Annotated in this window: 13 protein-coding genes and 1 tRNA gene; 4 read left to right on the top strand and 10 right to left on the bottom strand. The window is 61.1% G+C overall.

Annotated features, from left to right (window positions below):
* Window positions 1-8 precede the first annotated feature (8 nt).
* Together HWE04_RS00990 and HWE04_RS00995 are read right to left on the bottom strand one after the other, a co-directional pair.
* Complete coding sequence (locus HWE04_RS00990) at window positions 9-1,322, bottom strand: MFS transporter (RefSeq protein ID WP_241811240.1); 1,314 nt, start codon at window positions 1,320-1,322, stop codon at window positions 9-11.
* A gap of 68 nt (window positions 1,323-1,390) precedes the next feature.
* Window positions 1,391-2,203: a class II aldolase/adducin family protein gene (locus tag HWE04_RS00995; protein WP_006461377.1), complete on the bottom strand. Its 813-nt coding sequence runs from the start codon at window positions 2,201-2,203 to the stop codon at window positions 1,391-1,393.
* 172 nt (window positions 2,204-2,375) lie between these two features.
* Here HWE04_RS00995 and HWE04_RS01000 point away from each other — a divergent pair, with 172 nt between their 5' ends.
* The gene (locus tag HWE04_RS01000) at window positions 2,376-3,263 is read left to right on the top strand and encodes a LysR substrate-binding domain-containing protein (RefSeq protein ID WP_077236225.1); all 888 of its coding nucleotides are present in this window, start codon (window positions 2,376-2,378) and stop codon (window positions 3,261-3,263) included.
* Between the two features lie 266 nt (window positions 3,264-3,529).
* Here the strand turns inward: HWE04_RS01000 and HWE04_RS01005 are convergent.
* From HWE04_RS01005 to HWE04_RS01040, 8 genes are all read right to left on the bottom strand, one after another.
* Window positions 3,530-3,606: transfer RNA gene (locus HWE04_RS01005), tRNA-Asp, on the bottom strand.
* Between the two features lie 109 nt (window positions 3,607-3,715).
* Window positions 3,716-4,309: a nitroreductase family protein gene (locus tag HWE04_RS01010; protein WP_077236226.1), complete on the bottom strand. Its 594-nt coding sequence runs from the start codon at window positions 4,307-4,309 to the stop codon at window positions 3,716-3,718.
* A 326-nt stretch (window positions 4,310-4,635) separates the two neighbouring features.
* Window positions 4,636-6,036 (bottom strand): tRNA uridine-5-carboxymethylaminomethyl(34) synthesis GTPase MnmE, encoded by a 1,401-nt coding sequence (gene mnmE, locus HWE04_RS01015; RefSeq protein ID WP_241811241.1) that lies wholly within the window; start codon window positions 6,034-6,036, stop codon window positions 4,636-4,638.
* 150 nt (window positions 6,037-6,186) lie between these two features.
* Entirely contained in the window at window positions 6,187-7,902 is a 1,716-nt protein-coding gene (gene yidC, locus HWE04_RS01020) for a membrane protein insertase YidC (protein ID WP_006461363.1), read from the bottom strand.
* Window positions 7,903-7,918: 16 nt separating this feature from the next.
* Entirely contained in the window at window positions 7,919-8,260 is a 342-nt protein-coding gene (yidD, locus tag HWE04_RS01025) for a membrane protein insertion efficiency factor YidD (protein ID WP_241811242.1), read from the bottom strand.
* 6 nt (window positions 8,261-8,266) lie between these two features.
* Window positions 8,267-8,680, bottom strand: coding sequence for a ribonuclease P protein component (gene rnpA, locus HWE04_RS01030; protein WP_081626806.1), 414 nt, complete (start codon window positions 8,678-8,680; stop codon window positions 8,267-8,269).
* A 26-nt stretch (window positions 8,681-8,706) separates the two neighbouring features.
* Entirely contained in the window at window positions 8,707-8,844 is a 138-nt protein-coding gene (gene rpmH / locus HWE04_RS01035) for a 50S ribosomal protein L34 (protein ID WP_006461360.1), read from the bottom strand.
* Window positions 8,845-9,489: 645 nt separating this feature from the next.
* On the bottom strand, window positions 9,490-9,798 hold the full coding sequence (locus HWE04_RS01040; protein ID WP_241811243.1) for a hypothetical protein: 309 nt from the start codon (window positions 9,796-9,798) through the stop codon (window positions 9,490-9,492).
* Window positions 9,799-10,027: 229 nt separating this feature from the next.
* Here HWE04_RS01040 and HWE04_RS01045 point away from each other — a divergent pair, with 229 nt between their 5' ends.
* From HWE04_RS01045 to HWE04_RS01055, 3 genes are all read left to right on the top strand, one after another.
* Entirely contained in the window at window positions 10,028-11,950 is a 1,923-nt protein-coding gene (locus tag HWE04_RS01045) for a PrkA family serine protein kinase (RefSeq protein ID WP_006461359.1), read from the top strand.
* Window positions 11,951-12,052: 102 nt separating this feature from the next.
* On the top strand, window positions 12,053-13,321 hold the full coding sequence (locus tag HWE04_RS01050; protein ID WP_006461358.1) for a YeaH/YhbH family protein: 1,269 nt from the start codon (window positions 12,053-12,055) through the stop codon (window positions 13,319-13,321).
* Entirely contained in the window at window positions 13,318-14,847 is a 1,530-nt protein-coding gene (locus tag HWE04_RS01055) for a SpoVR family protein (protein WP_241811244.1), read from the top strand. The genes HWE04_RS01050 and HWE04_RS01055 overlap by 4 nt, the downstream gene beginning before the upstream one ends.
* The last annotated feature ends 10 nt before the right edge of the window (window positions 14,848-14,857 follow it).

The raw sequence follows: 14,857 nt of genomic DNA on the forward strand, positions 1-14,857 counted from the left end.
ACGGCCAGTCAACGTGGCTGGTTGACTTTCTCCCTGGCCATCGACAGGGCAATCGCCGCTGCCACGACCAGGCTGGCCGAGATCACATACAGGCCGTTGTTGGTGCTGTGCGTGACATCCTTGATCCAGCCGACGATGAAGGGGCTGACAAAACCCGCCAGGTTGCCCACCGAGTTGATGACTGCGATCCCTGCGGCGGCAGCGGCACCCCGCAGGAAGGCCGGTGGCAGACACCAGAACTGCGCCAGGCCGGTAATGATGCCCATGGTCGCCAGCGTCAGCGTGGCCACGGCCACCAGCGGCGTCTGCGGCAGCAGGGTACTGGCAATCAGGCCGACCATCCCCAACAGCGCCGGCAGGGCCACGTGCCAGCGGCGTTCACCGGTGCGATCGGAATGCGTGCTGGTCCAGATCATTGCCAGGGTGGCCGCAGCATAGGGGATGGCGACCAGCCAGCCGATGGTTTCAGGGCTGCTCACACCGGAGGCCTTGATCAGCGTTGGCAACCAGAAGCCGATGCCATACAGGCCCATGATGAAACCGAAGTAGGCCGCCGACAGCATCCACACCATCGGATGGCGGAATCCACCCAGCATCGAATGCTCGCTGACCTTGGCGTCGTCGGCGTCGATATTGGCCTGCAGCAGGCGCTTCTCGTCATCGTTGAGCCAGGAAGCCTTGTTGATCCCGTCGTCCAGGTACTTGAGCACCATCACGCCCAGCAGCAGCGAAGGCAAGGCTTCGATCAGGAACAGCCACTTCCATCCCGCCATGCCATGCGCACCATCGAAGGTCGCCAGGATCCAGCCCGACAGCGGACCGCCCAGTACCCCGGCCATGGGGATGCCGGTCATGAACAGCGACGTCACCTTGGAGCGTCGGGCCGAGGGATACCAGTAGGTCAGGTAGAGGATGATGCCAGGGAAGAAGCCGGCCTCGGCCACGCCCAGGAGGAAGCGCATGATGTAGAAGACGGTAGGCGTCTGCACGAACATCATGGCGCCGGAGATGATGCCCCAGCTGAACATGATGCGGGCAATCCAGCGACGCGCGCCGAAGCGATGCAGCATCAGGTTGCTGGGCACTTCGAAGATGAAATACCCGAGGAAGAAGATACCGGCGCCCAGGCCGTACACGGCCTCGGAAAACTGCAGTTCATTCAGCATCTGCAGCTTGGCGAAACCGACGTTGACGCGGTCGAGATAGGCGACCACGTAGCAGATGAAGAGGAAGGGAATCAGGCGCCAGGTGACTTTGGCATAGAGCCGCTCTTCGGCGGCCGGCGCAAGCCCGGCGTGGCCGGTGGCGATAGTGGTGGTCATGGGGTCTCCGTTGTGATGGGGTACTGCTGGCCGGCCGCCTCTGCGGGGGCTCGGCCGCTATTGCCGGCTCAGGTGAACATGTCGGGCTGGGTCGCCACCAGGTCGTCGTAGATGGGCTGGAAGTGTAACCAGCCGATATAGTCGCTACCGACGTGTTCGCGGCTGTAGCGGGCCTTGTCTTCGGGTACCAGGCGCGGCGTCTGGCCGCTGGCGGCGATGAGCAACTGCTGTTTGCAGCAGCGTTCCAGGGCGATGAACCAGAAGGCGGCCGATTCGATGCTGTGGCGGCTGGCGGTCAACAGCCCGTGGTTCTGATGGATGGCCGCCTTCACGCCGGCAAAGGCATTGGCCACGCGATGCCCGGCCTTGACCTCGACGGCGACCTGGCCGGCCTCGTCGCCGATGACCACGTGGTCTTCGAAAAAGGCGGCGGCATCCTGGCTGATCGGCAACAGCGGCTGGCCCAGCGTGGAGAAAGCGGTGCCGTATTCGGTATGGGCATGGCACATGGCGACGATCTCGGGATGCGCTTCGTGCACGGCCGCATGCAACACGAAACCGGCGCGGTTGACAGCATAGTCACCTTCGACCACGCGACCTTCGTGATCCACCAGGATCAGGTTGGACATACGCACCTGATTGAAATGCACGGCCATCGGATTGGTCCAGTACAGGTGGGGACGCTCCGGGTCACGCACCGTCAGGTGGCCGGCGAAGCCATAGTCGAAGCCTTGCTGTGCGAAGGCGCGGCAGGCCGCGACCAGACGCTTCTTGAGGTAGAGACGCTGCTCGTCGAAGCTCTTGAACTCGGGAATCTCGGGGAACCTCAGGCCCAGTTGCTCGGGCTGGTAGACAGATGTGCGTTTGACGGTGTCGAGCATGATGCGGTCTCCTGTTATCGGGAATGAAGGGGCGCAGGTAGTCTTCCTGACGGCTGGCTGCCATGGTGGCAGTACGCCCGCGCGTTGACAAAAGACCTGTTTTCACCGATTGTTGAATCCGGCTCAACCATAAGCCGATCCGCCGCACACTCCACCCTGCCAGCCATCCGCCATGCGCAAACTGCCGTCCTTCTTCTCGCTACGTGCCTTCGAGGCTGCTGCCCGGCTGGGCAGTTTCACACTGGCGGCACAGGAGCTGCACCTGACCACCTCGGCCATCAGTCACCAGGTGCGCTCGCTCGAGGAGTGGTGCGGCAAGGAGTTGTTCATCCGCCAGACCCGGCGGGTGACGCTGACCCTCCAGGGGCAGCTGTTTCTGGGCAAGCTCTCCCCGGCCTTCGATGCGATCGAAGACGCCTGTGCGGTGTTCCGCCAGGCCGATGAGCGGGCCGTACTGGCGGTGCATTGCGCGCCCAGCTTTGCCAGCAAGTGGTTGAGTCCGCGCCTGGGGCAGTTCATGCAGGCGCATCCGGCGATCACCCTGCAGATGTCCACCAGCGCCGAGCCCATCGACCTGCAGCGCGACGCCGCCATCGATATCGACATTGCCTACGGCGCCCCGCCGCACCGCGATGGTGTCCTCGTCGAAGCCCTGGGCATGGAACCGACCGTACCGCTGTGCTCTCCGGCTCTGCTGCAGCGTCACGCCATCCGTGGGCCGCTCGATCTGCTGGAACTCACCCTGATCGAATCCAAGCTCAATCCGGTGCGCTGGAAGGACTGGTTCGACCTGCACGGCGTGCGCCTGCCGCCGCGCGCCCATCCCTCCTTTGACCGTGGCTCGCTGGCAGTAGCCGCCGCCGTCGATGGCCTGGGCGTGGCGCTGGAGACGGCGCGCTTCGCCGAGACCGAACTGGCGCGCGGGGACCTGGTGCGGCTGGACGAGAATGTCTTCAAGTCCATCCAGAAGGAAATGCACTTCCTGTGCTATCGCCGGGGAGACGCCGGCATGCGGGCGGTGAAGGCATTCAGGGAATGGATACGTACGGCTGCGGGCTAAACCCAGCGAAGACCACGTGCAACGCGGCTAGTCCGCTTGTTTATACAAGCGCATAACAAACAAAAACGCCCCGTTCTTGCGAACGAGGCGTTTTATCTGGCACAGCGGCAGGGGCTCTCCTACACACGCGCAGGCCGCGGAATCGCTTGCAAGCGATTCCCTTCTCGCCCCGCCGGGAGCCGCGCAGGCGGCTCCCTCCACTCCGCAGGTGGTTTTTGCTGCGCAAAAACAAAAACGCCCCGTTCTTGCGAACGAGGCGTTTTATTTGGCGGAGCGGACGGGGCTCGAACCCGCGACCCCCGGCGTGACAGGCCGGTATTCTAACCAACTGAACTACCACTCCTAAAACCGTTTCAGCTGTCTTTGCTTGCTGAAAGAACGCTATTATAGGAGAGCTTTTTTCAAAAAGCTAGCCCCTCTTCATAAAATTGCGAAATATTTTACGGTCAGGCTCACGCCTTGAATTTGCCTTCGAATGCCAGCTTCGACAGCGGTTCACGCGGGCTGGGGACTTCGCGGGCTTGCAGGCCTTCCGGCAGGACGGACTTGTCGCCCAGCTTGCCGATGACGACCATGGCTTCCACCGAGAATTCGGCCGGTACGTTCAGTTCGGTACGGGCCTTGTCCTTGTCGAAACCGGCCATGCCGTGGGCATGCCAGCCGGACAGCGAGGCTTGCAGGGCCAGGTAGCCCCAGGCCGAGCCGGTGTCGAAGGAGTGGGTCGGGGCCGGGACGACTTCGGTCGCGCCAGGGGGCAGCATGACGGTACGCGACAGCACAACGATCAGGACCGACGCGTTGGCGCACCAGGATCGGTTGAATTCATTGAGCAGGCCCAGCAGGCTGTCCCATGCAGGGGTGCCGCGACGGGCGTAGACGAAGCGCCAGGGCTGGGCATTGTAGGCGGAGGGCGCCCAGCGGGCGGCTTCCAGGAAGGTCAGTACGGTTTCTTCGGCAATCTCGGCGCCGTTGTAGGCGCGGGGGGACCAGCGGTTCAGGAATTGCGGATCGATGGGGTAGTCGGCGTTGCGCGGATTGGCGGACATGCTCTTTTCCTGTGAAGTTGTTTTTGAGGGATGAATTCAGGCAGCAGGCATATTAGCAGCGCCGCCTTTTTCGTGCAGGGCAGCAAAGGGGGCGGCGGCTGCACGGCCGCGCCAGCCATAAAAAAACCCGCGCACCTTGCGGCGGCGGGTTAAATCCAATTCTCAGGGGTGATGAATTGGAGGGGGAGGAACTTCAGAATAACGATGCTCTCTTCCCGCCTCCAAGCTTTTTACACGCTGTAACATTCGTTGCAATTCTGCAGTGGACTGTGGGGAATCTGTCAGGAATGGCATCCGCGCCATCCCTGTCCCCATCGGTGCCACACTTACTTGCCGATACAGAAGCGCGAGAAGATCACGCCCAGCAGGTCATCCGGCGTGAACTTGCCGGTGATGCTGGACAGGCGCTCCTGCGCCAGCCGCAACTCTTCGGCGAACAGGTCCAGCGCGTGTTCACCGGCCTCGTTGTCCAGCGCCGCATGGGCCGCTGCCTGGGCCAGGTGCTCATCGGCCGCCTTCAAGGCCAGCAGGTGACGCTCACGTGCCAGGTAGCGCGATTCCACCGTCTGCTGCCAGCCGGCGATGCGCAGCAGTTCTCCACGCAGCAGCTCCACGCCCTGCCCTTCGGCCGCCGACAGGTAGACATGGGTGGCGTCGGGCATCTGGTCCACTGCGGGCTTGTGGCCGGAACGGTCGATCTTGTTCCAGATGCGGATGATCGGCACGCCCTCGGGGAAACGGGCGGTGATATTTTCGTCTTCCAGGGTCGGTCCACGGTCGGCATCCAGCATGTGCAGGATGACATCGGCCTTGGCCACCTCGGCCCAGGTGCGTTCGATGCCGATGCGCTCGACCTCGTCGGGGCCGCTGCCATCGGCGCCAGCCTCGCGGATGCCGGCGGTGTCGATGATGTTCAGCGGCATGCCTTCGATCTGGATGGTCTGGGTGACCTTGTCGCGGGTGGTACCGGCGATGGGGGTGACGATGGCCACGTCCGAACCGGCCAGGACATTGAGTAGCGAGGATTTGCCGACATTGGGCTTGCCCGCCAGCACGGCATTGAGACCGTCCCGCAGCAGGGCGCCCTGGGCGGCATGGCGGAAGACATCTTCCAGCGTGCTGCGGATGGTGGCCAGTTGACCACGCGCATCACTCTGCTTGAGGAAGTCGATCTCTTCCTCGGGGAAGTCCAGCGTGGCCTCCACCAGCATGCGCAGTCGGGTGACCTGATCGACCAGCTCATGGATCACCTTGGAAAATGCGCCGGAGAGCGACTCCGAGGCCGACTTGGCGGCCGCCTCGGTGGTGGCTTCGATCAGGTCGGCCACGGCCTCGGCCTGGGCCAGGTCGATCTTGTCGTTGAGGAAGGCGCGCTGGGTGAATTCACCCGGCTCGGCCAGGCGCAGGCCGATCTCGGCGCCAGCATGGACGCAGCGTGCCAGCAACATCTGCATCACCACCGGGCCGCCATGGCCCTGCAGTTCGAGCACGTCTTCGCCGGTGTAGGAATGCGGGCCCGGGAAATGGATCGCCAGACCCTGATCGATGGCGCTGCCGTCCTCGTTGAGGAAAGGCAGGTAGGTGGCGTGGCGCGGCGCCAGGCTGTCGCGCCCGCATACCGCGCGGATCACCGGTGCCAGGTTCTTGCCGGAAATGCGGACCACGCCGATGCCGCCGCGTCCGGGTGCGGTGGCGATGGCGGCAATGGGAGAAGAATCGAAAGTCATCTGCGTCTACTTGTTGTTGTGTGATCAAAACACGCCGGATCCCCCCTTCGGGCCAGCGGTAAAGACAATGTTAAACCTGACGGGCGCGTAAGACCGAAAAAAAACCCGTGGATTCCACGGGTTTTTTCTTCGATGACGACAGGGATCGGCTTACTTGGTCTTGCCGCTCTCGATATTGCGGGTGATCACCCATTGCTGCGCGATCGACAGGATGTTGTTGGTCACCCAGTACAGCACCAGGCCGGACGGGAAGAAGAAGAACATGAACGAGAACACCAGCGGCATGAACATCATCACCTTGGCCTGCACCGGATCCGGCGGGGTCGGGTTCAGCTTGGTCTGCAGGAACATCGAGGCAGCCATGATGATGGGCAGCAGGCCGATGGGCATGTTGAAGTAGGGGATGGTGCCGAACAGGCGGTCCGGTGCGGTCAGGTCATGCACCCAGCCCAGCCACGGCGCACCGCGCATTTCCACCGATGCCAGCAGCACCGAGTACAGCGCGATGAACACCGGGATCTGAATCACGATGGGCAGGCAGCCGCCCAGCGGGTTGATCTTCTCGGTCTTGTAGAGCGCCATCATCTCGCGGTTCATGGCCTGCGGATCACCCTTGTGGCGTTCGCGGATGGATTGCATCTTGGGCGAGACCGCCTTCATCTTGGCCATGCTGCGATAGCTGGCAGCCGACAGCGGGAAGAACACCAGCTTGATCAGCACCGTCAGCAGGATGATGGTCCAGCCCCAGTTACCCACCAGGTTGTGGATGTGGGTCATCAGCCAGAAGATGGGCTCGGCGATCACGGTCAGGTGACCGTAGTCACGCACCAGGTCCAGGCCCGGGGCGATGGCCTGCAGGGTCTTGGAGACGGTGGGGCCGGAGTACAGCTGGCTGTCCATGGTCACGCTGGCGTTGGGCGCCACGGTACCCAGCGGCAGGATGGAACCGACCGCATACAGGTTGTCGCCGACCTTTTTGCTGAAGACGTCGCGCTGGGCCTTCTCCGGCGGGATGAAGGCCGAGACGAAGTAGTGCTGCACCATCGCGATCCAGCCGTTGTCGGCCTTGTTCACGTGCTGCTGCTTGCCGTTGGCGATCTTCTCGAAGTCCAGCTTTTCGAAGTGTTCGCTGTCGCTGTAGACGGCCGGGCCGGTGAAGGTGCTGTAGAAGTGCGACTCGCCACCAGGCTTGTTGCCGTCGCGCACCAGCTGCAGGTACAGCGAGGGATTGATGGCCGCGCCGGTGGCGTTGGTCACCGTGTGCTTGACGTCGATCAGATAGCTGTCGCGCTTGAAGGTGTAGGTCTTGGTCAGCTTCACGCCACCCTGGTCGGCCACCAGCACCAGCTGCACTTCATTGCCGTTGTCCAGCGAACGCGGACCCGGCTGGGCGGTGAAGATGGTCTTGTGGTTGGGGAAGGGACCGCCGATCAGGCCCGACTCGGCCAGATACATATGCCCGGGTTCGGAATCGAAGAGCACCACGTTCTTGGTCGGATCGACCACGTCCGGCTGCTTGAGCAGTTCCAGGCGCTTCAGTTCGCCACCGACGGTGTCGATGCTGGCCTTCACCAGATCGGTCGTGATGGTGATGGTTTCGCCCTTGGTCGCCACGGCATTGCCGTCCGCGCCCGGCACTGCGCCAGGGGTACCGGCAGCGGCCGGAGCCGGCGTACCTGCCTGCGGGACAGGCGAACCGGTCGGGCTGGCGGTGGGTGCGGCCGGATTGGCGGCGGCTTGCTCCTGAGTCGGGGTGGCCGACGGGAAGAACATCGACTGATGTCCGTTATGGCGCATCCAGCTATCCCAGAGCAGCAGCAGGGAGAAGGAGAATACAACCCACAGGACGGTACGTTTGATATCCATATGCGTATTGATGAGTTCAGGAGTGGCTGCAACCGTCAGCGGCCACAGGGGGAGAAACCCGCGCAGCCGGGGGCTGCGACGAAGTATTCGGAAAATCGGGAGAAGACGCGGAAGACTGGCTCATCGCATGCGCCCGCGCCTCGGCCGAACCCGGCACGAAATCCAGTCCGCCGGCATGCCAGGGATGGCATTTGCACAGGCGCTTGCCGGCCAGGAAGCTACCCTTGAGCGCGCCATGTACGCGCACCGCCTCGGCGGCGTAGTCGGAACAGCTGGGATAGAAACGGCAATTCTGCCCCAGGAACGGGCTTACTCCCAGCTTGTAGGCACGTAACAGCAGGAGCAAAGGCGTTTTCATCACTTCCTATTTCCTGGCAAATGCCGGCGCGTTCGGCAAGAAGGCGAACAACTGCAGCAACTCGGCCCGCAGAATGGCCTTGACGCTGGCGCTGCGTGCCGGATCCTTGCGTGTATTGACCGGGCGCGACAGGCGCACGATGCAATCCACGGCGGGCAATTCGGCCTGGCGGAACAGCTCGCGCGTGGCACGCTTGATCGTATTGCGGGTCACGGCACGCGGCGCGAGCCGCTTGGCCGCAACCACGCCAAGGCGGGCCTGCGGCAGGCTGTTACGGCGCGCATACAACACGAAGTGCTCGGTACGATACACGGGGCGCAAACGAAAAACGGATGAAAACTCATCCGTTTTAACGATTCGCCGATCGCGTGGGAAGTCGCCTGCTTGACGTGCTGGAAGCGGTGAGCGGACGTCCGTCACACGAAACGGCAGCGCAATGCCCTGGCTTAAACAGCAGCCAGACGCTTGCGGCCCTTGGCGCGACGGGCGTTGATCACGGCACGGCCGCCACGGGTTGCCATACGGGCACGGAAACCATGGGTACGCTTGCGACGCACGACGGAAGGTTGGTAAGTACGTTTCATGTTGGACTCGCTAAGTTGGGCTGCCTTGGAGCAAACAGCAAAAATAAATCGGAATTCTGGAACCGCTTTCGGTGTGCCTGTTCCGCATCACCGATGCCCTGCCGCCATATAAGCCGGCAGCCCCTGCATCGCTGACACCATTTGTTGGCCTCTGTCGCTGGCGGCCTGGCTTACCGGGGTAATCGGGCGACCTGCAACTGAAACAGCACTGCGACGGCACCGCGCGCAATTCTTCAGATGGTGAACCCTGAATTAGACTGCATTTTCTACTTAGCTGTCAATGACTTATGCGCTTTTGAGGCCGCTGATGGCAGCCAACGGCCGAGTTCGCGACAGGAACGTGGCAGATTAGCCTCGCCGACGACAGGGACAGGAAAGAAATTGCCATGACGACATGATTCCCATCCCCTCCCGCCACTGCAATTCTGCCAACGCATGGAGCCCATGCGTGCGCCTCATGTTCAACTGCGAAAATCATCTAAAGCATTTCACAGCGCCGTACTGGCTCAAGGGATGAGGCAGAACAGCAACACCCCAGGCTTGCGACCGGCCTCGTTACAAAAAAGATGGTGGCTCCACCCCGCCGGTAGAAATAAGTCATACCGGGCTGGCACGATTCCAGCTATAAGGAACTAGGGGTAGTCATCAGTGTGCAAATCGCACCGCAACCAGGAGACGACAAACACAGGCGGGAACGCCTGCCAATCTGACCAGGCGGATATTGTCTGCCGGTTTTCTCCCGACGGCCATCAGGGTTTTTACGATGGCACGCTGCGCGAAAATAGCGCACCGTGAGGTCAACCGCTGCAGCAATCCGCACATTGAAAGAGCATGGACAGAAGCTTGCTTCGCAAATAGCGCATAAGAATGGCGCGAAGGGATCGTTCTCATCAGATGGATCGTTTTCACCATGACTTCCGGCAGTTCAGAAAATCTTCGCATCAGATGAACCATGCCGGTCACAATGGATCACTACCTGGAAGCAAAAGACGAAGTAAAAAAGGACTAGAATAAAAAACAGAACTGAAAAGTTCTTCGCATCACGCTGTAGACGCTACGGCTTTCAAAGAACACACCGGCAATGACGCTTTTCCGAGTCACCGACGCGTTCTTCGATAACCGCAGATGGCAAGTCCAGACATATGAATCTGTTTCGTACTTTTTTGAGAGCGACGGAGGTGGTATGGATATCTACAGCAGCTTTGCAAGCCGGTTCGACAAGACCAGAGAAGAAGAATTATCGCTTGAAGAGTATCTGAATCTTTGCAAGAACGACCCGGCAGTCTATGCATCGGCTGCCGAACGGATGCTGATGGCCATCGGCGAGCCGGAGAAGGTCGACACCCGGGAAGATCCGCGCCTCTCGCGCATCTTCGCCAACAAGGTCATCAAGGTCTATCCCGCCTTCAAGGAGTTCTACGGCGCGGAAGAAGTGATCGAGCAAGTGGTTTCCTATTTCCGCCATGCCGCCCAGGGCCTGGAAGAGAAGAAGCAGATTCTCTACCTGCTGGGTCCGGTGGGCGGCGGCAAGTCCTCCATCGCCGAGCGCCTGAAGCAGCTCATGGAGCAGGTGCCCTTCTATTCCATCAAGGGTTCGCCAGTCAATGAATCGCCGCTGGGCTTGTTCGACTATGACGAGGATGGCGCCATCCTGGAGGAACAGTACGGCATCCCGCGCCGCTACCTCAAGCCCATCCTGAGCCCCTGGGCCGTCAAGCGCCTGCACGAGTACAACGGCGACATCCGCCAGTTCCGCGTGGTCAAGCGCTACCCGTCGATCCTGCGCCAGATCGGTATTTCCAAGACCGAACCGGGCGACGAGAACAACCAGGACATCTCGACCCTGGTGGGCAAGGTCGATATCCGCAAGCTGGAACAGTATTCACAGGACGATGCCGACGCCTACAGCTATTCGGGTGGGCTGTGCCTGTCCAACCAGGGCCTGCTGGAATTCGTGGAAATGTTCAAGGCGCCCATCAAGGTGCTGCACCCGCTGCTGACGGCAACCCAGGAAGGCAACTTCAAGGGCACCGAAGGCTTTGGCGCGATTCCATTCGATGGCGTCATCCTGGCCCACTCCAACGAATCGGAGTGGAAGGCCTTCCGCAACAACAAGAACAACGAAGCGCTGCTGGACCGTATCTTCATCGTCAAGGTGCCGTATTGCCTGCGCGTGTCCGAAGAAATCAAGATCTATGAAAAACTGATCCGCAGCTCTTCGCTGGCCAAGGCGACTTGCGCGCCGGGCACGCTGAAGATGATGGCGCAGTTCTCGGTGCTCACCCGCCTGAAGGAGCCGGAAAACTCCAGCCTCTTCTCCAAGATGCAGGTCTACGACGGCGAGAACCTGAAGGACACCGATCCCAAGGCCAAGTCCTATCAGGAGTACCGCGACTATGCCGGCGTCGATGAGGGCATGAACGGTATCTCCACCCGCTTCGCCTTCAAGATTCTGTCGCGGGTATTCAACTTCGATACCACCGAGGTCGCGGCCAATCCGGTGCATCTGATGTATGTGCTGGAACAGCAGATCGAGCGTGAACAGTTCCCGCAGGAAGCCGAGCAGAAATACCTCTCCTTCGTGAAGGACACGCTGGCCTCGCGCTATGCCGAATTCATCGGCAAGGAAATCCAGACCGCCTACCTGGAGTCGTACTCGGAATATGGTCAGAACGTCTTCGATCGTTACGTGACCTATGCCGACTTCTGGATCCAGGACCAGGAATATCGCGATCACGACACCGGCGAGAGCTTCGACCGCGCCGCCCTGAATGCGGAACTGGAAAAGATCGAGAAGCCGGCCGGCATCAGCAATCCCAAGGACTTCCGCAACGAGATCGTCAACTTCGTACTGCGCGCCCGGGTCAACAACGGTGGCAAGAACCCGCTGTGGACCAGCTACGAAAAACTGCGTGTGGTGATCGAGAAGAAGATGTTCTCCAACACCGAGGACCTGCTGCCGGTGATCTCCTTCAATGCCAAGGGTTCCACCGAGGAAATGCAGAAACACGAAGACTTCGTCAATCGCATGGTCAGCAAGGGATACACGCCCAAGCAGGTGCGCCTGCTGTGCGAATGGTACCTGCGCGTGCGCAAGTCCTCGTAAGCGCCGCTGTTGCGCATCGTCCGCGGCATGCGTGGCGATGCGCGTGGCGACCCTTCGGCGCCGTGCGCCTGGCGCACCGCCGACCACTAGCAGGAGAACCGAGTGCTGCATCAGATCATCGACCGCAGGCTGGCTGGCAAGAACAAGAGCATCGCCAACCGGGAGCGCTTCCTGCGGCGCTTCAAGGGGCATATCCAACGTTCGGTGGCGGACGCAGTGCGCGACCGCAGCATCACCGATCTCGAAAAATCCAAGAGCATCAGCATCCCCCGCAAGGATGTCTCGGAGCCCTTCTTCCATCACGGCAAGGGCGGCAAGCGCGAAGCCGTGCATCCGGGCAACCAGGATTACCTGCAGGGTGACCGCATCCCGCGCCAGAACGGTGGCAGCGGCGGCGGAGGCGGCAGCAGTGCCAGCAACGACGGCGAAGGACAGGACGATTTCACCTTCGAACTGACCCGCGAAGAATTCATGCATTACTTCTTCGAGGACCTCGAACTGCCGCGCCTGGTGGAAACCAACCTGCTGCAGGTACCAAGCTGGAAGAACCAGCGCGCCGGCTATTCGGTGGATGGCTCGCCCAACAACATCGACGTGGTGCGCTCGCTGCGCTCCTCGCTGGGCCGCCGCATCGCCCTGGGTGGTCCCTTGCAGCGCCAGCTCGACGTGGCCGAGGAAACGCTGGCCGAGATGAAGCGCAAACCCGAGGAGCACAGCGCCGACATCCAGTTGCTGGAAGAGGAAGTGAAGCATTTGCGCGCCCGCATCCTGCGCATCCCCTTCATCGACCCCTTCGACCTGCGCTATGTGAACCGGGTGCGTCAACCGCAACCCTCCAGTCGTGCGGTGATGTTCTGCGTGATGGACGTGTCGGGCTCGATGGATGAGCAGCGCAAGGATCTGTCGAAGCGCTTCTTCATCCTGCTGTATCTCTTCCTCACGCGCAATTACGAGCACATCGAAGTGGTCTTCATCCGCCATCACACGCGGGCTGACGAGGTCGATGAAAACACCTTCTTCCACTCGCAGGAAAGTGGGGGCACCGTCGTCTCCAGCGCCCTGGAACTGATGCACGACATCATCACCAAGCGCTACTCTCCCAGCGAATGGAACATCTACGGTGCGCAGGCCTCCGACGGCGACAACTGGAACGACGATTCCCCGAAATGCCGCGAGCTGCTGGAGTCGGCCATCCTGCCGCTGACGCGCTACTTCGCCTACATCCAGGTGGCCGATCCGGAACAGAACCTGTGGACCGAGTACATGCAACTGATCGAGTCGCACCCGCACTTCGCCATGAAGAAGGTGCAGTCGGCCGCCGAGATCTACCCGGTCTTCCGCGAACTCTTTGAAAAGCAGGTGCACGCATGAACAGCCGCTTCAAGCATGACCCCCTGCCCTGCCCCTCGGACTGGAGCTTCGATCTGATCGAACGCTACAACGATGAAATCGCCCGGGTGGCCAAGGGTTACGAGCTGGACATCTATCCCATCCAGCTGGAAATCATCTCGGCCGAACAGATGATGGATGCCTATGCCTCGCACGGCATGCCGGTCAACTATCGACACTGGTCCTACGGCAAGCACTTCATGCTGACCGAACGCGACTACAAGCGGGGCCAGATGGGCCTGGCCTATGAGATCGTGATCAACTCCGACCCTTGCATCGCCTACCTGATGGAAGAGAACACGATGACCATGCAGGCCCTGGTCATCGCTCACGCGGCCTACGGACACAACTCCTTCTTCAAGGGTAACTACCTGTTCCAGTTGTGGACCGATGCCAGTGCCATCATCGATTACCTGGTGTATGCACGCAATTACATTGCCGAGTGCGAAGAGCGTCATGGCTTCGAGCGGGTCGAGGAGCTGCTGGACTCCTGCCATGCGCTGATGAATTACGGCGTGGATCGCTACAAGCGCCCGCAACGGCTGTCGCTGGCGCAGGAAAAGGCGCGTCAGCGCGAGCGCGAAGCCTACATGCAGTCGCAGGTCAACGAACTCTGGCGCACCCTGCCGGCGAAGAAGGAAACGGCCGCCGCTGCTGTCGAAGGCCGCTTCCCCTCCGAGCCGCAGGAAAACCTGCTCTACTTCGCCGAGAAGAACGCGCCCTTGCTGGAGCCTTGGGAACGTGAAGTGATCCGCATCGTGCGCAAGGTCGGCCAGTATTTCTATCCGCAGCGCCAGACCCAGGTCATGAACGAGGGCTGGGCCACCTTCTGGCATTACACGCTGTTGAATACGCTCTACGACCAGGGTCGCCTGACCGATGGCTTCATGATGGAATTCCTGCATTCGCACAGCAATGTGGTGTTCCAGCCGCCCATCACCAAGCCCTATTACAACGGCATCAACCCCTACGCCCTGGGCTTCTCGATGATGAGCGACATCCGCCGCATCTGCCAACAGCCCAGCGATGAAGACCGCGAATGGTTCCCCGAGATCGCCGGCAGCAACTGGCTCGATACCCTGCAATACGTGATGCGCAACTACAAGGACGAGAGCTTCATCGCCCAGTATCTTTCGCCCAAGCTCATGCGCGACATGCGCATGTTCGCCGTGCTGGACGATGAAGCGCGCAGCGAGATCGAGGTCTCGGCCATCCACAACGAGCGGGGCTTCCAGTATGTGCGCCAGGCCCTCTCGCGGCAGTATGACATCAACCATCGCGAGCCCAACATCCAGGTCTGGTCGGTCAACACGCGCGGCAACCGCAGCCTGACGCTGCGCCACTTCCGCAGTGACGGCCGCTCGCTGGGCGACAGCACCAATGAGGTGCTGCGACACATGGCCCGGCTGTGGCAGTTCGATGTCTATCTGGAGAGCGTGGATGACAACGGCTACATCGTGCAACGCTATGAATGCGTGGCCGAGAACAGGTATGCTCTGCGCTCATGACTGATCGCCA

The sequence above is a fragment of the Herbaspirillum sp. C7C2 genome (assembly GCF_022627865.1).
In the GTDB taxonomy this organism is placed as follows: Bacteria; Pseudomonadota; Gammaproteobacteria; order Burkholderiales; family Burkholderiaceae_D; genus Herbaspirillum; species Herbaspirillum frisingense.

Bases quoted from the DNA above. Each gene is read 5' to 3' on its own strand.
- HWE04_RS00990 (WP_241811240.1), bottom strand. From the start codon at position 1,322: ATGACCACCACTATCGCCACCGGCCACGCCGGGCTTGCGCCGGCCGCC.
- HWE04_RS00995 (WP_006461377.1), bottom strand. From the start codon at position 2,203: ATGCTCGACACCGTCAAACGCACATCTGTCTACCAGCCCGAGCAACTG.
- HWE04_RS01000 (WP_077236225.1), top strand. From the start codon at position 2,376: ATGCGCAAACTGCCGTCCTTCTTCTCGCTACGTGCCTTCGAGGCTGCT.
- HWE04_RS01010 (WP_077236226.1), bottom strand. From the start codon at position 4,309: ATGTCCGCCAATCCGCGCAACGCCGACTACCCCATCGATCCGCAATTC.
- mnmE (WP_241811241.1), bottom strand. From the start codon at position 6,036: ATGACTTTCGATTCTTCTCCCATTGCCGCCATCGCCACCGCACCCGGA.
- yidC (WP_006461363.1), bottom strand. From the start codon at position 7,902: ATGGATATCAAACGTACCGTCCTGTGGGTTGTATTCTCCTTCTCCCTG.
- yidD (WP_241811242.1), bottom strand. From the start codon at position 8,260: ATGAAAACGCCTTTGCTCCTGCTGTTACGTGCCTACAAGCTGGGAGTA.
- rpmH (WP_006461360.1), bottom strand. From the start codon at position 8,844: ATGAAACGTACTTACCAACCTTCCGTCGTGCGTCGCAAGCGTACCCAT.
- HWE04_RS01040 (WP_241811243.1), bottom strand. From the start codon at position 9,798: ATGGTTCATCTGATGCGAAGATTTTCTGAACTGCCGGAAGTCATGGTG.
- HWE04_RS01045 (WP_006461359.1), top strand. From the start codon at position 10,028: ATGGATATCTACAGCAGCTTTGCAAGCCGGTTCGACAAGACCAGAGAA.
- HWE04_RS01055 (WP_241811244.1), top strand. From the start codon at position 13,318: ATGAACAGCCGCTTCAAGCATGACCCCCTGCCCTGCCCCTCGGACTGG.